General features: G+C 61.7%; 14 protein-coding genes. 9 read left to right on the top strand and 5 right to left on the bottom strand.

All coding sequences use genetic code 11. The annotated features are described in order from the left end of the window. The first annotated feature begins 164 nt into the window (after window positions 1-164). The 5 genes from rimP (at window position 165) to VJ464_28950 (ending at window position 7,492) form a co-directional block, all read left to right on the top strand. Complete coding sequence (gene rimP, locus VJ464_28970) at window positions 165-626, top strand: ribosome maturation factor RimP (GenBank protein ID HKQ09191.1); 462 nt, start codon at window positions 165-167, stop codon at window positions 624-626. Between the two features lie 87 nt (window positions 627-713). Next, window positions 714-2,717, top strand: coding sequence for a transcription termination factor NusA (nusA, locus tag VJ464_28965; protein ID HKQ09190.1), 2,004 nt, complete (start codon window positions 714-716; stop codon window positions 2,715-2,717). A gap of 86 nt (window positions 2,718-2,803) precedes the next feature. Continuing rightward, window positions 2,804-5,551 (top strand): translation initiation factor IF-2, encoded by a 2,748-nt coding sequence (gene infB / locus VJ464_28960; protein ID HKQ09189.1) that lies wholly within the window; start codon window positions 2,804-2,806, stop codon window positions 5,549-5,551. A 407-nt stretch (window positions 5,552-5,958) separates the two neighbouring features. Then, on the top strand, window positions 5,959-6,357 hold the full coding sequence (gene rbfA, locus VJ464_28955) for a 30S ribosome-binding factor RbfA (protein HKQ09188.1): 399 nt from the start codon (window positions 5,959-5,961) through the stop codon (window positions 6,355-6,357). 169 nt (window positions 6,358-6,526) lie between these two features. Beyond that, window positions 6,527-7,492, top strand: a complete 966-nt coding sequence (locus tag VJ464_28950; protein ID HKQ09187.1) for a bifunctional oligoribonuclease/PAP phosphatase NrnA — start codon at window positions 6,527-6,529, stop codon at window positions 7,490-7,492. Window positions 7,493-7,521: 29 nt separating this feature from the next. On the opposite strand, the gene VJ464_28945 is transcribed toward VJ464_28950, so the two are convergent. The 4 genes from VJ464_28945 to rhaI form a co-directional block, all read right to left on the bottom strand. After that, window positions 7,522-8,475 carry a VWA domain-containing protein gene (locus VJ464_28945; protein ID HKQ09186.1) on the bottom strand — a complete coding sequence of 318 codons (954 nt, stop codon included), beginning with the start codon at window positions 8,473-8,475 and terminating at the stop codon, window positions 7,522-7,524. A gap of 368 nt (window positions 8,476-8,843) precedes the next feature. Further along, window positions 8,844-11,639: a glycoside hydrolase family 78 protein gene (locus tag VJ464_28940; protein HKQ09185.1), complete on the bottom strand. Its 2,796-nt coding sequence runs from the start codon at window positions 11,637-11,639 to the stop codon at window positions 8,844-8,846. Between the two features lie 47 nt (window positions 11,640-11,686). Then, complete coding sequence (locus VJ464_28935) at window positions 11,687-12,196, bottom strand: tyrosine protein phosphatase (GenBank protein HKQ09184.1); 510 nt, start codon at window positions 12,194-12,196, stop codon at window positions 11,687-11,689. Between the two features lie 301 nt (window positions 12,197-12,497). After that, window positions 12,498-13,796 carry an L-rhamnose catabolism isomerase gene (gene rhaI, locus VJ464_28930; protein HKQ09183.1) on the bottom strand — a complete coding sequence of 433 codons (1,299 nt, stop codon included), beginning with the start codon at window positions 13,794-13,796 and terminating at the stop codon, window positions 12,498-12,500. Window positions 13,797-14,330: 534 nt separating this feature from the next. On the opposite strand from rhaI, the gene VJ464_28925 reads away from it, so the two are divergent. Continuing rightward, window positions 14,331-16,382 (top strand): TolC family protein, encoded by a 2,052-nt coding sequence (locus tag VJ464_28925; GenBank protein HKQ09182.1) that lies wholly within the window; start codon window positions 14,331-14,333, stop codon window positions 16,380-16,382. Window positions 16,383-16,482: 100 nt separating this feature from the next. Here VJ464_28925 and VJ464_28920 read toward each other — a convergent pair whose 3' ends face one another. Beyond that, complete coding sequence (locus VJ464_28920; GenBank protein ID HKQ09181.1) at window positions 16,483-16,797, bottom strand: hypothetical protein; 315 nt, start codon at window positions 16,795-16,797, stop codon at window positions 16,483-16,485. A gap of 327 nt (window positions 16,798-17,124) precedes the next feature. Between VJ464_28920 and VJ464_28915 the strand changes: the two genes are divergently transcribed. From VJ464_28915 to VJ464_28905, 3 genes are all read left to right on the top strand, one after another. Further along, a complete protein-coding gene (locus tag VJ464_28915) occupies window positions 17,125-18,582 on the top strand; it encodes a DUF1800 domain-containing protein (protein ID HKQ09180.1) in 1,458 nt (485 codons plus the stop codon). An 11-nt stretch (window positions 18,583-18,593) separates the two neighbouring features. Next, entirely contained in the window at window positions 18,594-19,895 is a 1,302-nt protein-coding gene (locus VJ464_28910) for a DUF1501 domain-containing protein (GenBank protein HKQ09179.1), read from the top strand. Between the two features lie 147 nt (window positions 19,896-20,042). Beyond that, a complete protein-coding gene (locus VJ464_28905; GenBank protein ID HKQ09178.1) occupies window positions 20,043-20,555 on the top strand; it encodes a peptide deformylase in 513 nt (170 codons plus the stop codon). Window positions 20,556-20,746: the final 191 nt, after the last annotated feature.

Genomic DNA, 20,746 nt, shown 5'->3' with positions numbered 1-20,746 from the left:
AAAGGCGCGGCATCGCATGGCCATGATGAGGCCGCAGTGCCGCGCTTCTTTTTGCGGCCCGCGGTTGCGGCGCGGCGCGATGCCTTGCAATTTCTTTGCACAAACGGGTATCATAATAAGCTTGGTAAACAAGTGGGCTTGGCCCACTTTTTTCATTAGGGATAATGGCCGGCTTAAACCGTGAAGCGATTAACGAGATCATAGAGCGCGTGGCGGCGCGCGAGGGGCTCGAACTGGTTCACTGGGAGGCGGTGGGGCCGCGCAATCATTTCGTCTTGCGCATCTTCATTGATAAGCCGGGCGGCGTCACGATCAACGACTGCGAGCGCGTCAGCAATCAGGTCGGCACCCTGTTCGACGTTGAAGACCTGATCCCGAATCAGTACACGCTCGAAGTTTCGTCGCCGGGCATCGAGCGCGGCCTCTACAAGCGCGCCGATTACGAGCGCTTCGCCGGCAGCCGCGTCAAGCTGCGGACGGCGGAGCCGATCAACGGCCAGCGGAATTTCAGGGGCAAGCTGCTCGGCATGAGCGGAGACACGGTCAGCCTGGAGGCTGACGGGCCGGGCCGCATAGATATCCCTTTCGAGCAGATCGCCAAGGCGAACATCGAGTACGAGTTCTAGGTGCCAGGGGCCAGTCGTCAGTCGTCAGTTCGGAAGCGCGTTTGCTGACCACTGGCCGCCGACCGCTGACAACTAAAGGAAAGAGCTATGTCCACGAGCATGAGTCCGATTGCCCAGACCATAGACGTTCTGAGCCGCGAAAAGAACATTGACCCGATGGTGATCATCGCGGCCATCGAGGAGGCCGTCATCAAGGCGGCGCGCAAGCAGTTCAACGCCGAGCAGACGGGCGAGGAGTTGCGCGCGCGCTACGACCCGGAGACCGGCGACATCGACCTGTTCGCCTTGATGACCGTCGTGGACGAGGTGCAGAACCTCGCGACAGAGATCAGCCTCGCCGACGTGACCGAGATGGGCATAGAGGGCGCGGAGGTCGGCGACCAGTTGGAGTTTCCCAAGCCGAAAGAGGAACTCGGCCGCATCGCCGCGCAGACCGCCAAGCAGATCATTTTTCAAAAAGTCCGCGAGGCCGAGCGCAAGAACGTTTATGACGAATACATCGGGCGCTTGGGCGAGCTCGTCAACGGCTTCGTCAAACGCTTCGAGGGCGGGCGGCTGATCATCGATTTCGGCAAGCTCGAAGCCGTGCTGCCTAAATCGGAGCAGTCGCGCGTCGAAAGCTTCAGCCAGGGCGAGCGCCTGCGCGTCGTCATCAACAACGTGCTGACGGATTCCAAAGGGCCGCAGGTCGAAGTCTCGCGCACCTCGCCTGAGCTGCTGAAGCGGCTGTTTGAAATGGAAGTGCCGGAGATTTATGACGGCACGGTGCAGATCAAGGCCGCCGTGCGCGAGCCCGGCGACCGCGCCAAGATCGCGGTGATTTCGACCGAGCGCGACGTCGACCCCGTCGGCGCGTGCGTCGGCATGAAGGGCTCGCGCGTGCAGGCGATCATCCGCGAGCTGCGCGGCGAACGCATCGACATCATCGAGTGGAGCGAAGACCCGGCGGTCTTTGCCGCGAACGCCCTGTCGCCGGCCAAAGTCTCGAAGGTCGAGATCAACAGCTTCGAAGAGAAGAAGCTGACCGTCACGGTCCCCGAAGACCAGTTGTCGCTGGCCATTGGTAAGAAGGGGCAGAACGTGCGGTTGGCGGCCAAGCTGGTCGGCTGGCACATAGACATCCGCAGCGCCGAAGAAGCGGCGCGCGCTGCCGCCGCGCAGCTCGAAGCCGTCATGGCCGGCGGCGAAGCGACGCTCGCCGACATCCGCGAGAGCCTGGCGCTCGACCAGATCACGGCGCAGCGCTTGAAAGACCGCGGCATCGAGAACATCGAGCAGTTGAGCGGCATGGGCGTGGACGAGCTGGTTGACGCTATTGACGTGAGCTTCGACCAGGCGAACGAGATTCTGGAGCGCGCGCACCGCTTGCTGGCGCAGAAGCACGCGCGCGAAGTGCAGGCGGCGAAGGAAGCTGCTGCCGCGCCCGCCGAAGCCGAGGCCGCTGATGAAACGGCGACCGGGTCCGAAGCTACTGAGCCCGAAGCCGGTCACGGCGTCTCGGTCAGCGAAGAAGGCGTTGAAGGATCGGCTCACGACGCCGAGCTGGCGGAAAGCGGCGAAGCCGCGGAAGCGGCTCCTGAAGCCGCTTTGGAGGCCGAAGCCATGCCAGAAGAAGGGCACGAAACCGCGACCGCGGCGACAGAAGAAGCAACCATTGACCCGTCGCGGCTCGCCGAGCCTGAGCCTTCCGCGGAAGAGGCGGCAGACGAGATGGATGAAGAGCGGCAGTACGCGCCGCCGCCCGATGCCGAGCCTGACCCGGCGCGGCCCGACGCGTCCGCCGTGCCGAATTTTGACGCGATGAGCCCAACCGAGGTGCAGATTCAAGAAACGCTGGCCGATGCGCCCGCGGGCTCTGAAGCCGAGCTGGGGCCGATGCCGGCTTCCGGCCTGCAAGCTTTCGCGCCGGGCGCGCAGGTCGTCGCCGAAACCCACCGCGAGTGGGTCGAAGAGAGCGGCATCGATGAAGGCCGCGAGCAGAGCGCCGAAGAGCTGGTCGAATCGTTCCGCGCCGACCTGACGCTTGAAGATGTCGAGCACGTCACCGGCGAGACCGCGACGGGCGGCGAGGGCGAGGAAACGAAAGAGTAAAGTTGATCACACGCAGCGCCGTGTGGCGTTTGCGAGAGCGGCTCGTTGCGGATGCGGCGGGCAGACGGAGAAGTTTTCGGATCACTATGGCGACAGCAGGCAACAAAACGAGAATCTACGACCTGGCGAAGGAGCTGAAACTCGATAACAAGAAGGTTATCGAGGACGCGCGCCGCGAGGGCATTGATGTCAGTGTGCCTTCCAACACCGTGCCGAATGAGGTGGCCGAACGGATTCGCGCTAAGTACTTTCCCAAGAAGGCGACGCCGAAAGTCGCGCCGCGCCTCATCAAGCACGCGCACATGGAGGCGGCACCGGCAGAAGCCACAGCCGTCGAGCCGTCCGCCGAAGCGCCTGCTTATGAAGCGCCGCCGCCTGCCGCGCCGTCTGTCGAACCCGGCAGATTCGAGCCGCGCGGGCCACAAGTCCGCGTGCTGAAGAAAGCGCCGGCCCCGACGCCGCTGGCTCCGCCAACCGCGCAGGCCGCGCCGCCTGCGGCTGAGACCGCTGCGCCCGCCGCGCCGCCGACTTCCGTATTCGAGCCTGCGCCGCCAGCCGCCGAAGCGGCAGAAGCGCAGGCCCCTACCGTCGAGCCTGCCGCGCCGCCAATCACTGAACCGGTCGCGCCGCCGGTCGCGCCAGCGACTACCCCTGCGCCCGCCGCTTTGCCGCGCAGCGGTCAGCAGGTGCGCCAGTTGCGCCGCATTCCGGGCGCCGTCGTGGCGCCGCCTGCCGCGCCGCCGGCGACGACTCATGCGGGCGCGCCGGGTGGGCGTCCGGGCCATATGCGTCCCGGACAGCCGGGCGGGCGTCCAGGTGGTCCAGGGATACGCGCCGAAGCCGCCGCTCCCGGCATCGCCCCCGACGGCACAAAGAAGCCGAGCACGGTTTACATCCCGCAAGACAACCGCCCGCGCAAACGCACGCGCCGCGGCAAGCGCGGGCCGGGCGAATTCGGGCCGGAAGAGGGCAAACATCTCGATTCGCCGCGCACGCACCGCGGCACCATCGCGCCCAAGCAGAAGCCTGTCTTTACAGAGATGCGCGCCCTGAAAGTCGTCGAAGGCATCACGGTCAAAGACTTCGCTGAGAAGATCGAGGTCAAGCCGAAAGATGTGGTCACCGAGATGATCAAACGTGGCGTGATGGCGACCATCAACCAGACGATCAACCCGGAGATCGCCCAGGCCATAGGCCGTGAGTTCGGCTACGAGATCAGCTTCGCGCCGTTTGAAGAGATCATCAGCGAGGCCGAAGAAGTGAAGATGATCGAGTCGGGCGAAGAAGACCTGGCACCGCGCGCCCCTGTCGTCACCGTCATGGGCCACGTCGATCACGGCAAGACGTCGCTGCTCGACGGCATCCGCGAGACCCGCGTTGCCGAAGGCGAAGCCGGCGGCATCACGCAGCACATCGGCGCTTACGCGGTTGACGTTGCCGACCCGGACAATCCTGAGAAGTTGCGGCGCATCGTCTTCCTCGACACGCCGGGCCACGAAGCCTTCACGATGATGCGCGCCCGCGGCGCCAAAGTCACAGACGTTGTGGTGCTGGTCGTCGCCGCCGATGACGGCGTCATGCCGCAGACCCTCGAAGCGATTGACCACGCCAAGGCCGCCGAAGTGCCTATCGTTGTCGCCATCAACAAGATCGATAAGCCCGACGCCAATCCCGACCGCGTCAAGCAGGAGCTTGCCGACCGCGGCCTGTTATGGGAAGGCTGGGGCGGCGACACCGTGATGGTCGAAGTCTCTGCCAAGCAGCGCACCAATATCAAGGGGCTGCTTGAGATGATCCTCATCACCAGCGACCTGCTGGAGCTGAAGGCCAACGCCGACCGCCTGGCGTCGGGCGTGGTGCTCGAAGCCAAGCTCGACCGCGGGCGCGGCGCGGTCGCCACGGTGCTCGTCCAGCAGGGGACGATAAAAGTCGGCGACCCATTCATCGCCGGTCAGATTTTCGGGCGCGTGCGCGCGATGTTTGATGATCGCGGCCACGCCGTGGCGCAGGTCGGCCCGGCGACGCCCGTCGAAGTTCTCGGCCTTCAAGGCGTGCCGGCGGCGGGCGACCAGTTACAAGTCGTCTCTGACGCCACGCAGGCCCAGCACATCGCCAGCCAGCGGCAGATGCAGGCGCGCATGGCGGCCATCGCCCGCACCTCTGCGCGCGGCCTCGAACAGTTGTTCTCTGAAAAGAGCGCCGTCAAGGAATTGAAGGTGATCTTGAAGGCCGACGTGCAGGGCTCTGTCGAAGCCGTGCGCGACGTTCTCAACAAGTTAACCACGGAGCGCGTCAAGATCAGCATCATTCGTTCGGGCGTCGGTGCCATCACCGAATCGGATGTCATGCTGGCCGCCGCCTCGTCGAAAGACATGGGCCGGGCGGCGGTCATCATCGGCTTCAACGTGCGGCCGCAGTCGCGCGCCCGCGAGATTGCCGAGAACGAAGGCGTAGACATCCGCCTGCACACGATCATCTACAAGGTCGAAGAAGAGATTCGCCTGGCGATGCTCGGCTTGCTCGACGCCACCAAGCGCGAAGTCATCACCGGCCACGCAGAGGTGCGCCAGGTCTTCCGCGTGCCGCGCGTCGGCCAGATCGCCGGCTGCTATATCACCGACGGCTCGATCCGCCGCACGACGGCGCGCATCCTGCGCGACAACGTCGTCATCTTTGAAGGCAAGATCGAGTCGCTCAGGCGCTTTAAGGATGACGTCAGCGAGGTCAAGCAAGGCTTCGAGTGCGGTATCTCGCTCGAACGCTTCCAGGACGTCAAGACCGGCGACGTCATCGAAGCCTATATGACCGAGGAAGTCGCGCCGACGTCGTTGTAACGCGGCGTCTGGGCGTTTTGAAATTCAAGCTCCGTAGGAGCGGAATGTTTATAGATGACCGGTGCCAGAAGCACCCAGGCCCCGTAGGGGCGGAAGGTTGACATTGCGCTCCTGACGGGGCTCGATGCTTGAGTTGATCCGGTTGCTATAAACATTTCGTCCCTGACGGGACTTCGTGGAAGCATTGAAGAATCGGGAGCGGCCATCTGCGAGGCTGCTCCTCGAAGTGCGGTGAATCGCAGAGAATCCCCCCACGGCCTCTCGAATCGTATGCGCTTTTGTATGGCGCACTGCCCAAATTTATTTATGATGGAACTGTTGCAACGGTTGCTGACAGTTGCGCCGCAGGCGATTTGCGGATAGCATTTAAAGTTTAATTGTGGCCGCAAAACCTGACAGGTGAAAGTATGATTGGCAGAAGACAGGAACGATTGGCCGAACAGATCCGCGAAGAGATCAGCATGATTATCGCCGGCGAAGTCGAAGACCCGCGCGTCGCCACGGTCACCGTCACCGATGCGCGCCTGACGCCTGATCTTAGAAACGCGAAGATTTATGTCACCGTGCTGGGCAATGACGAAGAGATTGACGAAGCGCTGGCGGCGCTCAAGCACGCCGCTGGCTTCATTCGCACGCAGCTCGGGGCGGTGTTGCGCATCAGGCGCACCCCGGAGCTGCACTTCGTCTATGACAACACGACCGAGACTGCCACACGAATCGAAAGGATACTAAGCGAGGAAGGAGAAAAGGCACGGGCGCGCGAACAGGCCGCGAACGCTTCGGAATCCGGCCCCAGCGATGAATAATTTTGGATTTTAGATTTTCATAGCTTGGCGCTTCGCGCCGGCGATTTTGGATTGCCGGAAAGTTCGGACAGTACGGTATGGCTTTTCCCGTAATCCAAAATCCAAAATCGCCGGCGCGAAGCGCCAAGCTATGAAAATCTAAAATTCCCCCGTGTCTTTTGGATGTATTATGCTTGGTCAGGTTGTACAACTCATCGAACAGAAGCAGCGTTTCATGATCACGTCGCACATTCGGCCCGATGGCGACGGGCTCGGCTCAGGGCTGGCGCTCTACTGGATGCTGCGCAGTCTCGGCAAAGATGCCGAAGTCGTGCTGCATGACCGTGTGCCGCCGGCTTATCACATTCTGCCCGGCTCTGACGGCGTGCTCGTGCAGCCTGACATTGACACCAGCTACGACGCCGTCTTCATCATCGAATGCAGCGACGTTGACCGGCCCGGCCTGCCCGGCCTGCACCGCCAGTTCGTCGTCAACATAGACCACCACTCGACGACCTTGCCCTTCGGGGACATCAACTGGATTGACCCGACGGCGGCGGCGGTCGGCGAGATGATCTACAATCTCTGCAAGGCGCTCGGCGTCGAAGTCAGTAAAGAGATCGCCGACTGCATCTACACGGCGCTGCTGACGGACACCGGCAGCTTCCACTTCTCAAACACCACGGAGCGCACATTGAAGATCGCTTCCGAATTGGTGCGCTGCGGCGTCGAGCCGGCGAAGATTTCGCAGGCGCTCTTTTATTCCTACCCGTTCTCGAAGGTCAAGCTGCTCGGCCTGGCGCTGGCCGGCATGGAGCGCGACGAATCGGGGCGCATCGGCTGGGTGACCATGGATCGCGAGATGATGTACGAAGCCGGCGCTTGCGAAGAGGACGCCGACGGCATCGTCAACCACGCGCTATCGGTCGGCGATGTCGGGGCGGTGGCCTTTTTCAAGGAGATGGCGCCGGGCGTCTATCGCATCAGCCTGCGCTCGAAGGGGCGCATCAACGTCGCCAAAGTTGCCGAGATGTTCGGCGGCGGCGGCCACAAGAACGCCGCCGGCTGCCGCATCGAAGGCGATTTTGAAGAGGTCAAGCGCCGCGTCATCGAAGGCTTGCAGGTCGCCGTCGGCGTTGCGCCGGTGTCGGCCTGACCGCTGGGCTCGGGCGCGCCGACCGGCGCTTATCTGGCGAAATAGCCGCGCCGGCTATTGAGCTTTATCCCTTCACGATTGACCGTCAATTTGATGGCCCGCCAGCGCCCGTCTCTGTGCGTATCCTTGGCGGCGTAGGCGAGGCTGTAGAGCGCGTGCAATTCTTCGGCAACCAGTTGATAAACGCCATCCAGGTCTTCGATGCGCCGCGCCATGAAGTAAGCGCCGCCGGTCTGCACGGCGAGCGTCCGCAACTGCTCGCGCGCCTCGACGTAGGCGGCACGAGAGTAGTGGTGAATCCACTCCTGCTCCGTGTCGAGGTAGATCGGGTAGATCGTTGTATCCTCTTCGAGCGCCCGCATCAATAACTCGTTGAAGGTATGCGTCGAGCCGCCATCGTCTTTGGGGCTAAACGAGCTATCAACCCCATCCGTCAACATAACAATGGCTTTGCGTCCCTCGCGGATTTGACGCAGAAGATCGAAGGTCTTCCACTCGGCATCATAAAGCGCCGTGTCGCCGCCCGCATCTTTGATGTGGTCAATGCACTCTTTCAAACGCTTCCGATCCCCGGTAAAGTCTGAGACCAGCCTGAAGCGTCCTGTGAAGGTCGCTATCGCCATGCGGTCATTCTCTTTCAGCATGTCAACGAAGCGGCTGGCGGCTTTCTTCAAGGCTTTCAGCTTGCTATCAATGCTGCCGCTCAGATCAAGTAGCACGACGAGATTGACCGGCGCCTCGACGGGCGCGAAGTGAACGATCTCCTGGCGCACGCCATTTTCGAAGATGGCGAAATCTTCGCGCCTGAGCTCGGTGATTTTCTTGCCCTGCGGGTCGGTGGCGCTGATGTTGAGGTTGACCCAGAGGGTGTTGAGCTTGATGACGCTTTCGTCGGCGCCGGGGTTTTGTTGAACGGACAGGGTGCGCGCGGGGGTGCAGCACAGCAACAGGATGATTGCCGCAAGCCGGCCTTTATATGCCACGGGGTGCCTCCTTAGACAATCAGCTCGGTGGCTCGCCTCCACCAGAAATCAATACGCAGGGCGGGACGCGGGCGGGTGCAGGCGAAACGGCGGCGGCGTTTTTAGAGCAAGTTTCAGTTGCCCCTAAAAGCGTGTTTTGAGAAGCGGTAAGCCCTGAAAGGGCTTCGGTTAATAGCCGGTGGCAACGCCACCGGGAAGGCCACCGGTTAAGGACGGTTGATGCCCCGACCCTGAAAGGGTCGCCGTCTGCGGCAACGGCGACCCTTTCAGGGTCGGGAACTTTCCGGCCTGGCTTCCGTGGGCGCTGCCCACGGCTATTGACGCCATCCCCTTCGGGGATACTTTCAAAACATGCTCTAACTGATTGCTTAGCGCGCCGTGAAATTGTACTTGCCGGATTGCACAAGGAAGACCGCCGCGCCGTCTTCCATTCGCAAGAACTTGACGCCCGGCGCGGCGCTCGCCGGCTTGCCGCTTTCCATCACCCCGGCCGCGTCTTTCGCCGGCACGTAGACCGCCGCCGCCGTGTTTGCCGGGATCGTCACGTTGTATTGCATCTGGCCCGCGGCGACGCTCCAGCTCGATTCGATGCGACCGCGAATCGAATCATAATGGCCTCTGGCCCAACTCAGGCCGCCGCCCGGATAAGGGCGCAACGTGAACTGCTCGTAAGCCGGATGCGCGTCGTCGTTATTGATGCCGAGGATGACTCGCGCCATCCATTCGCCCACCGCGCCGATGGCGTAATGGTTGAACGAGTTCATGCCCTTGTCCTGAAAGCCGCGCCCTTTGACATAGCCATCCCAACGCTCCCAGATCGTCGTCGCGCCGTTATCAATTGAATACTCCCACGAAGGGAAGCCGCGCTGGTTGACCAGGCTGTAAGCCACTTCGTTCTCGCCGGCGCGCGTCAGCTCTAACATCATTCGATAGGTCGAGTGAAAGCCGGTTGACATATGGCCGTTGTAACGGCTGATGCCATCGAGCATGTACTTGAGCGCCGTCGGGCGCAGCGCGCTCGGCAGCAGGTCGAAATGCAAGGCCAGCGCATAGCCCGCCTGCGTGTCGCCGCGGATGTGACCGTCTTCGCTGACGTAGGCTTTGTTGAAGGCCGCGCGGATGTCGTTAAACAGCGCCGCGTACTTCTTCGCTTCATCTTCTTTGCCGATCACCCCGGCTATGCGCGAGAGCAGGTCGGTCGCGTAGGCGAACATCATCGTGGCGAAAACTTCTTTCGGCACCTGACCGCCTTTGCGCGGGAAGCCTTCGTAGACCAGCGTGTCCGAGTTGAGCCAATCGCCATAGTCGTTGCCGCGTTTGTTCTTCCACAGCAGGTCGGGATTGTTGCCGCGAATGAACTCGACCCAGCGGCGCGCCGAATCATAGCTTTCGATAAGCAAGCGCTTATCGCCATAGTGCTGCCAGACGCGCCAGGGGACGACGATGCCTGCGTCACCCCAGCCGGCGACGCCCGTGAATATTTTGTCCTTGCCGAACGGGTGCGGCGAGAAATCGGCGAAGCGCCCGTCGGTCGCCTGCGCGTCGCGCACGTCACGCATCCACTTGGTGAAGAACGCCGCCATGTCCATGTTGAAAATGCCTGTGCCGACGAAAATCTGAATGTCGCCCATCCAGCCCAGCCGCTCGTCGCGCTGCGGGCAGTCGGTCGGGATGCTCTCCATATTGCCGCGCTGCGTCCAGAGAATGTTTTGCCAGAGCTTGTTGAGCAGCGGGTCTGAGGTTTCGAAGCTGCTGGTTTCAGCCATCGCCGAATGAAAGACGCGGCCCGTGATGGCGTCAATTGCAGGCTTGGCGGCAAGGCCGGTGACTTCGACATAGCGGAAGCCGTGATAGGTGAAATGTGGTTCGTAGGCTTCGCTGGCCGCGCCGCGCAGCGTGAAAGCGTCGGCCTGCTGCGCGCCGCGCAGGTTTTCGGTGTAGATCGTGCCGTCCGGGTTGAGCATCTCGGCATGTCGTAGCCTTACAGTCGTTCCCACCGCGCCGCGCGTCTTCAGCCGGCACCAGCCAACCATGTTCTGTCCCATGTCAAAGACGTAAACGCCAGGCTTCGGCTCGTTCACTGCAATGGGTTTGATCTCGCGAGTGACGCGGATCGGTTCGTTGGGCTGCGCGACCAGTTGCGTGCCGGCGTGGGCCTCGACCTCTGCCGCAGACCATGCATGATCGTTGAAGCCGGGGCTGTCCCAGCCGGCCATCTCGCGCCGCGCGTCGTAGACTTCGCCGTTGAGCAGATCGGCGCTGCGAATCGGCCCTTCGCGCGTCGTTCGCCAGTTGGCGTCGGTCTCGATGCGCGCTTTGCGGCCATCGCTCAGATCGATTTCAAGCTGGGCAATCAATCGCGGGTGATTGCCGTAGATGTTGCGCGGCTTCTTGAGCAGCGCCTGCGCCAGGCCGATGCCGCCGGCGTACCAGCCGTCGCCGAGCATCGCGCCGATGGCGTTCGCGCCCGTGCGCAGCAGGCCGGTCACGTCATACGCCTGATACTGCGTGCGCGTGTGGTAGTCGGTGAATTCCGGGGCGAGCAGTTGATCGCCGACGCGCTGGCCATTGATGTGCAGCTCGTAAACGCCAAGCGCCGAGGCATAGACGATGGCGCGCTGCGGTTTTGCCGTAAGCTCAAACTCACGCCGCAGCATGGTCGCCGCGACGTTCTCGACCGACGGCAGCTTATCGCCGATCCACTGCGCCGACCAGTCGCCGGGCTCCATCAGCCCCATCACCCAGCGCGCCGGCTGGCTCCACGCCGCCGGCTTGTCGTTCTGATCCCAGATGCGAACTTTCCAGAAGCACGCCTGGCGCGAGGCAAGCGGCTTGCCTTGATAAGCGATCTGAATCGTCTGGTTGGATGCGACTTTGCCGGTGTCCCACAGGTCGCCACGGTTTGCGGCAAGCAGGCTGGCGCTACTGGCGACCAGGATGTGATACGCCGTCTGTTTGGCGCCGCGCTGGTTGCTTTCAATCGTCCAGCTCAGGCGCGGCGCGCGCGCTTCGACCGCCAGCGGCGAGACCAGGTATTCACAACGCAGCGCGGCGACCGCGAGGCGGCTGGCGTTTTGCGCCAACGCCATCAACGGCGAAGCCGCCAGCAGTAACGATGCTAAGCACACACAGGCGATGATTTTCGATGAAAAGCTTTTTCTCATAAGCCGGGCCCCATAGAGTAAACCGATAGCAAACATCCCATGTGAACTCATCGTCTAGCTCCCGTCATCAGCGCTGCCGCGCGGTCTGCGACCCACTGTATTTGTTCAGCCGTATCCGGCACGTTGACGCCGCGGGCCGAACGGATGCGGTCGAAAGCACGTTGCGGGTCTTCGCCTTCTGATATGAGCAGGTAAGCCGCAATCAATGCCGACCGGCCAACACTCTGCCGGCAATGCAGCGCTACCCTTTCCCCCTTCGCAAGCGACTGTGTCAAATCCTGCGCCAAGGCCGCGGCGGCGCGTTGTGATGCGGGGACTCCACGGTCAGGAACCGGAAAGGAAATGAAGCGAATCCCCTGGGCCTCACTTAATTCTTTTTCTGCCTGGAGATCAAACTCGGCGACTTCATCCGGGGTCAAGAAAGAAACCACGGTGTCTATGCCCGCCTCGCGCCAACCCGCAACCTCGTCTTCGAGCCAGTCACCGCCACGAGGGCGCGGGACGATGGCTAACCGTCCTTTCCATGGCCCTTCAATCCAGTATGCCTGCGCTGCCATTATTCTCTCCTTCTGTCGCTGGCGAATACCGAACGATGATCTCGCGTGGCAAGGCATCGATGTTCATGCCCCGGTCTCGTAGTATTCTAAGCCGATGATGACCGTCCAGCACAGTGCCATCTGGCCGAGCCTTGAGCGATCCCTGCTGTCCGGGTTGTAACGAGTCTATAAGTTCTTTGTCTGATAGCTTGCTGAATGTGTCAAGCTTACCTCTGTTCAAAGCATCATCCGAATGAAGCATCTTCAGAGGTGGTTGATCCATTGTCGCCTTTGTGACTTATCTATCAGGGGCAGAACAAATTCAAACGATGCCGGCGGCAATGCCGACTTGCGCCGGGCGCTCTTCGGCCTTGCGTTGGCGATAGCCGCTCTTGCGATACGTCGCGATGGGATCAATGGCGCCGCCCGAGCGCGCCCGCGCCATCGCCAGGATTGGCGTCACGTCGGTGGTGAAGGCTTGCTTGAGCGTCGCCAGCGCCACGAGCGGGTCGCAGCTCTCTTGCGCTTCCACCAACGCCTGACGATCAACGAGATGGGCTTGCACGTAAGCGCGCGCCAGCTCGCCGGCGCTCATCATCAGCGATTCGATGGGGTCTGTGACGTTGTGCGACTGGTCGAGCATGTAAGCCGGGTGAAAGTCGGGCGTGCCATCAAGTTCGGCGTCAACCAGCTCGTTGAAGATCAGGAAGAGCTGAAACGGTTTGATCGAGCCGGCGTCCAAATCATCGTCGCCATACTTGCTGTCGTTGAAATGAAAGCCGGCGAGCTTGCCCAGTTGAATCAGGCGCGCGACGATCATCTCGATGTTGACGTTCGGCGCGTGGTGGCCGAGGTCAACCAGGCAAGCGGCCTGCGGCCCCAGTTGCGTGGCGCAGTAATAACTCGTGCCCCAGTCGTTGATCACCGTCGAGTAGAAGGCCGGCTCGTACAGCTTATGCTCAAGAAAAATGCGCCAGTCCGAGGGCAGCGCTTTGTAGATTGCATGGAGGCTTTCGAGATAGCGTTCGAGGGCGCGGCGGAAATGCAGCTGGCCGGGAAAATTGCCGCCGTCGGCGATCCACACGGTGTGCGATTTGGAGCCCAGCGCCTTGCCGATCTCGATGCATTCAATGTTGTGCGCGATGGCTTGCTGGCGCACCTCGGCGTCCGTGTGCGTCAGGCTGCCGAATTTGTATGAGCGGGGCTGCCCCGGCTGATCCTGAAAGGTGTTCGAGTTCATGGCGTCGAAGCGCAGGCCGCGCGCTTCGGCAAACTGCTTGAGGTCGGCGGCATCATCCGGCTTGTCCCAGGGGATGTGCAGCGACACGGCGGGCGTCGAGCGCGCCAGCCGAAAGATCGTCGCGCAGTCTTCGAGCTTTTCGTAAACATCGCGCGGCTCGCCGACGCCGGGGAAGCGCGCGAAGCGTGTCCCGCCGGTGCCGACGCCCCACGACGGCACCGCGACGCGAAACGCTTGCGCGCGATGGGTGAGCGCTTCGATGTCTATCTGCCTGCGCCGCAACGAGCGGGCGAGGTGGTCATAGTCTTCGTCGAGCCACGCTTGCGCTTTGCGGTTCTGCCCGGCGATTAATTCGTCGTCAATCTCAAAACGGCTTGCCATTGTCTTTCACGCCTCGGAAGGATTCGCTGCGGCTCGCCGGTAAGCTCAAGAATCAGGGCAAGCCGACAGGATAATATACTGCCGATCTGCCTGATTCAATGCGCTGTGCTGATTGAAACAATCGCTGCCAGTCTGTGCGTCTGTGGGAAAGCAGGTTCCCACAAATGGGCAAGCGCGGCGCGGGCGGCGACCGCCTTTTAGCGATAAACGCTCATTTCGTTGATGATGGGCAATCGCTGCGCATTGGCACGGCACTTGACAGGAGAATAGCCTGGCCTGCCCTCGCGTGGCGGCTGGACGGTTGTGAGGATTTGGCTGATGGCGCTTCAGCGTGTAAACTTTTAGTTTGGTCAAAGGATGGCGGGCGCCCATTTTGCACCACCAGGCGCGCGTGATTTAGATGAAACGGCAGCACAGGTAATGACGTATCAAGCTGTGACTGACCAGAAATCAACAAGCATTATCACTGGCAGGCGCGGCGCCGATTGAGCCAGTATGGCGCGCGAGTCCGGCAATTCATTCGAGAGGAAGTTTATGAGTTCACTTATACAGAAACTGCAACAGTCAGGGCGCGTCGTCACGAGTCTCTCGCTGGCGGCGTTGCTTGCAGCGACGTTGCCGGTCGGCGTCTTCGCACAGGACGGCGTCGTCGCCCGTCAGCAGCAGCCGACACCGCAGCAACCGCAACAGCCGAAACCGCCCGAGACGCCGCCCAGCTCGCCGACAACCCCGCCGAGAAACGATACGCGCGAACAACGCGAGCGGCTTGAAGAACACGGCACGACGAATCCCAACTTGCCGACCGAGCGTGAGCGCCGCAACGTGCCGGCGCCGGGACAGGCCCCTGTGACCAACCCGGCGGTGACGCCGACGCCCGGCGCGCCGGCGCAGGACACCACGGGCCAGAACCCCATCACGCAACCGCTGGCGCTGTCGCCCGAAGTTACGCCGCAACGCGTCGGCGTTGATCTGAGCCAGACCGTGCCACTGGCAATGCGTGATGCCATCGCTTTGGCCCTGCAAAACAACCTCGACATCGAGCAGTACCGCGAGGGCGTGCAGATCGCCACCTTTAACTTGCAAGCGTTGCGCGGCGTCTACGACATCCTGTCTTCGGCGGACATCAACTTTCGCAGCCAGACCATTCCGGTCGCCTCGCTGTTCGCCGGTGGCGGCTCGGCCTTCTCGGTCACGCAAAAAACGCTGACCGCGAACTTCATCACCAATCAGTATGTTGAGCGTTCGGGCGGCTTCTGGCAGGCGGAGTTCGACAATAACCGCACGACCACCAGCTCGACGGCGCAGTTGTTGCCGACGCAGTACAACCCGTCGCTGACCTTCTCGTTCACGCAGCCGTTGATGCGCAATTTCAGGACTGACTTGAACCGCCGGCAGATTCAGGTCGCCAAGAAGACGCTTGATCTTACGGACAGCCAGTTCCGCCAGCGCGTCATCGAGATCATCAATCAGGTGCAGCGCGCTTACTGGGATCTGGTCTTTGCCATCGACAACGAAAAAATCGCCCGCGATACGGTCGAGCTGACGCGCACGCAGCTTGAGAACAACCGCCGCCAGGTTGAAGCCGGCACCGCCGCGCCGATTGACCTGCGCTCGACCGAAGCGGCGCTCGAACAGCGCAAGGGCGATGTCATCACGGCGCTGCAAAGCATCACGACGGCGGAAAACGTCCTCAAAGGGCTGCTGATTAAACGGCAGGACGACAAGCTCTGGAGCGCGGTCATCACCCCGACTGATGAGCCGCCGGTCACGGCGCAACAGTTCAACCTCGATGAATCGACGCGGCTGGCGCTGACCAATCGCCCGGAGCTTGAACAGATACGCTTGCAGACCGAGCAGAAGAACATTGACATTGATTTTTACAAGAACCAGACCAAGCCGCAGGTTGATCTGGTCGGCTTCTACAGCAACACGGGACTGGCGGGCACGCCGTCCTCCACGGTCAATCCGGGCGGATTCAGCACCTTCAACCAGGGCGTGATCACCAACCTGAATGCGGCATTGTCGGCGCTCGATCTGCCGCTATTCAGTCCCCCGGTGCCGGCGGCGACGGTCGTCGGCGACAGCGTCCCAGGGCGCTTCCAGGGCGGTTATTTTCAGTCGTTGCACAACCTCTTCAGCCAGGACTTCAGGACCTATCAAATCGGCGTGCGTCTCAGCTTCCCGTGGCGCAATCGCACGGCGGAAGGCAATCTGGGCCGCGCCCTTGCCGAAAGCCGGCAGCTTGACGCGCGCCAGCGTCAACTGGTGCAGAACGTGCAGATTGACGTGCGCAACGCCCTGCAAGCGGTCGAAGCAGCGCGCCAGCGTTACGAAGCCGCGCATGCCGGAGAACTCGCCGCGTTTGCTCAGTTGCAGGGTGAGCTAGAGAAGTTCCGCGCCGGCCTTTCGACCAACTTCTTCGTCTTACAACGGCAGACGGATTATGCGACGGCGAAGGGCAACGAAGTGCGCGCCAAGACCGATTACAACAAGGCGCTCGCCGACCTTCAGCGGGTCACCGGCCTGACGCTGGTGAGCAACAACGTGCAGGTGACGGCGCTCGCGCCGCCGACCGGCAAGAAGTAAGCAATTGACTTTGGGGTAAAGTAAAGGGCGACTCGCGCGAGTCGCCCTTTTTTTATGAGAGGGATAAAGATGCTGCGGGGTCAGCGGTCGGCTTTGCCCTTCAGCCGATCAGCTTGATGATCTGTTCGCGGTCGGCGGCGGAAATCCCCGTGAAGTCCACGTCGAAGCCTTCGGCGAAGTTGTGACTGCTGACGACGCCGGTGGCGCGGACCTGGTGGCCGTTGGGCAGATTGAAGCGTAGCACAACCTGCGTGCCGGTCACGTGCGGAATAAAGCTTTCGATAAAGGCGCGGCGCGGCGTCAGATTGAAGAGCCGGCAGTCGCGTCCACTGCCCTGCGCTTCGCAGCGCGCCCGCAACTCGCCTTTGTAAACTGCCTGCCTGCCTGAAGAGGCGCAAACTCCCATAGCCGTCATAGCCTCGTCTCTCCTTCTTATAGCTTCAGTCGGTGCAAAAACTAATTGCTTGCCAAGCCTTATAGAATACACCACAGCGGGCCGTAATTCAACGCGATTTTTGGCGATAAACGCCTGTTGCGGGCGGCGCAAGCAGCGTAGAATAGGGGCGGCCCGCGCCGGAGTCATATAGTTCGGTGGCACCAGGCGACTAATCAATCAGGTGAGACGGTTCACCGCCGAGGCACGCAGGTCACAAAGAAAACAGCAGGAAGCCCTGATGCTCTCTTTGTGCGTTTTATGCCTTCGTGGTGAACCCCCTGGCGGCAAGCGGACGGAGGAGAGGCCATGGCGACTTTGAGCTACGACGAGGCGGCGCACCTGTTGCGCCGCATGGGATTCGGCGGCCCGCCCGAAGAGATTGACGCGCTGGCCGCCCGCGGGCGCGAAGGCGCTGTCGATTACCTGATCGCTTACACTCAGGTTGATAACCGCGCGATGGAAGATCAGTTGCGGCGCGGCTTCAATTTTTCCGACCCGTCTGACGTCAGCAAATTCAGCCTCTCTGACCTGCAACGCTGGTGGTTCGCCCGCATGGTCACGACCAGCCGGACCTTTGAAGAGAAGATGACGCTCTTCTGGCACAACCACTTTGCCACCGCGGCCTCGAAAGTGCCGGACCTCTTCCTGTACATCCAGAACCTCAAGCTGCGGCAGCGGGCGCTGGGGCGCTTCGATGATCTGTTGCTGACGGTCGCGCAAGACCCGGCCATGCTTATCTGGCTCGATGGCCTTACGAATGTCGCCGGCAAGCCGAACGAGAACTTCGCTCGCGAGCTGCAAGAGTTGTTCACGATGGGCATTCGCGATGTCGTCACGGGCGAGCCGAACTACACGGAAGAGGACGTCAAGGAAGTGGCGCGCGCCTTCACCGGCTGGAAAGCCTTCCACCCGCGCGAGAGCGCCGATCCTTTTGACTTCCAATTCGTCGTCAACCCGCCGGAGCATGACAACACGGCGAAGACCATCTATGCCGGGACGCCTTATCAAGCCAGTGGCAATCTCAGCGGCGAAGATATCATCGCGCTGATCTGCGCCCGTCGCGCGACGGCGCGTTTTCTGGTGGCCAAGCTGTTCAAGTTCTTCGTCTATCCCTTGAACGATAATACCGCCGATCATGCCACGGTCGAGAAGTTCGCCAGCGTCTATCTCAACAACAACCACTCGATCAAAGAGCTGGTGCGCGCCATCTTCACTTCGGACGAATTCTACAGCGAGCGCGCTTTCTTCTCCCTCGTCAAGCAGCCGGTTGAATTGATCGTCGGCGGCATTCGCATGCTCGGTGCCGATTACCTGTTCGGCACCACCGCCTTTCAAGGCAATGCCAACCTGCCGGCCATCCTGGCGCAGTTCCTCGGCCAGGCGTTATTCAATCCGCCTGACGTTGCCGGCTGGCGGCTCGGTCTCGACTGGATCAACACCTCGACGCTGCTCAACCGTTTTACCTTCGCCACCTTCCTAGCGACCAGCCGGCAAGGTAACGATCCGCAGCCGGGAATTTACCTGTCGCACGCGCGGCTGCAAGAACTGACCGGCAAGAAGTCGAAGAAGGTCGTGAAGGCTTTCCTCTCGCAACTCGGGCCGCTCACGGTTGACGGCGCGACAACGCGTGCCTTGATCGATTACCTGGAGAAAGACGACGCCGGCAACGCCGTCGGCTTTCACCGCACAGACCCGCTGATCGATAAGAAGGTTCGCGGCCTGATTCACCTGATTATGTGTTTGTCGGAGTTCCAGTTGAACTGAGGAGAACGGTCATGCCGATTAGCAGACGACAATTCATCAAGCGCAGCGCCGCGGCGGTGACGGTCGGCGTCGTCGTGCCGCAATGGCTCGCGGGCACGGCACGCGGCCAGCACACGGAGCTCGCCGGCAACCGGCGCTTCGTCATCATTCAACTGGCCGGCGGCAACGACGGGCTGAATACGGTCGTCCCTTATACGGATGCGCGCTACTACGCGCTGCGCCCCGTGCTGGCGTGGAAGGAAGCCGAGTTGAAGACCGCCGCGGGCGCTTCGACGATCATCTCCGACCGCTTCGGCCTGCACCCGGCGCTCAGCGAAATCAAAGGGCTGTACGACGCCAACCGCGTCGCCATTGTCACAGGCGTCGGCTACCCGAATGCAACGCAATCGCATTTTCTTTCGATGGACATCTGGCACACGGCGGACTTGAGCGGCCTGGCCAGTCGCGGCTGGCTTGGCCGTTTCGCGGACCTGGCGCTGGTCGGCCAGTCGAACCTCTCGGCGCTCTCCATCGGCAGCCTCGACACGCCGAAGACGTTTTACGCGGCGCACTTCGTCACCCCGAACATTCTCAATCTCGATCTCTATCAGTTCCTCGCTGATGGCGCTTATCCGGGCGATTACAACAACCAGCTCAACACCTTCAACCTTGCGGCGACGCGCAGCTTTGCTGCCGACACATTGATGGGCGCGATCAACAAGACCGCTTTCGAATCGGTCAGCGGCGCGCAGGTCGTTCAGCAAGCGGCGCGCAGTTATCACTCATCGGTGGTTTATCCTACGGACAATCCGCTCGCCGTCGGTTTAAAGCTGGCGGCGCAATTGCTGACGACCGTGCCCGAAGCGGCGATTCTCTACGTGCGGCTCGACGGCTTCGATCACCATGCGGATCAAGTGGCGCATCGCAACGGCCAGGTGGATAAACTGGCGGGTGCGGGTAACAACCACTTCAACCTGATGCGCTGGTTCTCGCAGGCGGTAAAGCTCTTTTACGACGACCTCACCGAGCATGGGCTGGCCGACAATACGGTCATCATGCAATGGTCAGAGTTCGGGCGGCGACCGGGCGAGAATGCGTCGTTCGGCACCGATCACGGCTCGTCGGCACCGCTATTCCTCATCGGCAACCCTGTGCGCGGCGGGCTCTATGGCGAGCAGCCGTCGCTGGCGGCAACGGCATTAGACCTGGCAGGCAATCCGGGCTTTACGGTAGACTTTCGCGCCGTCTACGCGACGTTGCTCGACCGCTGGCTGGGCGTAAACCCCGTGGAGGTGTTGGGCGCGGGCTATGAGAACATCGGCTTCCTGCCTTAATCCCGCGCCCGGATCGTTCAGCTTGCCCGGCCATGACAAAACGCTTTCCCGCCGCCGACAGGCGCGATATAATTCTCTCCGACAATTGAGCGGAAGACCTCACCTTCCACAATCGTTCAACCTTGGTCTCTTGCAGGAGCACGTCTGATGCCGGGACGCGAAATCTTACAACTGGGCAATCCCTTGCTCTGGCAGCCGGCGGCGCCGGTTACGGAGATTGCCGCGACCGATACCCAGGCGATCATTCGCGATCTCAGCGATACGCTCGCCGGCTTTCGCGAGCGCACGGGATTCGGGCGCGGCATCGCCGCGCCGCAGATTGGCGCGTTGCAGCGGATGATCTTCATTCGCATGCAGCCCGCGGGCTTTGCCGGCGCGCTGATCAACCCGGCCATCGTCTGGAGCAGCCCGCAACGCTTCGAGCTGTGGGACGACTGTTTCAGCTTTCCCGACTTGATGGTGCGCGTCGAGCGCGCCGCGAGCGTTCGCGTCGCTTATCAGGACGAGCGCGGCAACCGGCAGACCCTGGAAGCCGAAGGCGACCTGTCGGAGCTTTTGCAACACGAGATCGATCATCTGGACGGCATTCTCGCAATTGATCGCGCCATCGCGCCGCGCGCCTTGATGACGCGCGCCGAGTGGCTGCGGCAATCAAGGTAAGCGTAAAAAACATTTTCAGACTTTTTGACCCTGGCGACGGTCTGAGAAGACGTAGCCAATGAAGCCGTATAGATCGGGAGTCGCGCCCAGCGCGGCGTTCCTGTAGTCGGCTTGCCCTTGCAAAACGCAGCGCCGAAGGCGGACTGCCGCATCAGTCGACAGTCGGGCAATCTAAGGAGGAGGACAACCGC

It is taken from the genome of Blastocatellia bacterium (assembly GCA_035275065.1).
Lineage (GTDB): Bacteria > Acidobacteriota > Blastocatellia > UBA7656 > UBA7656 > DATENM01.
This window is presented reverse-complemented; position numbering and strand designations above follow the sequence as displayed.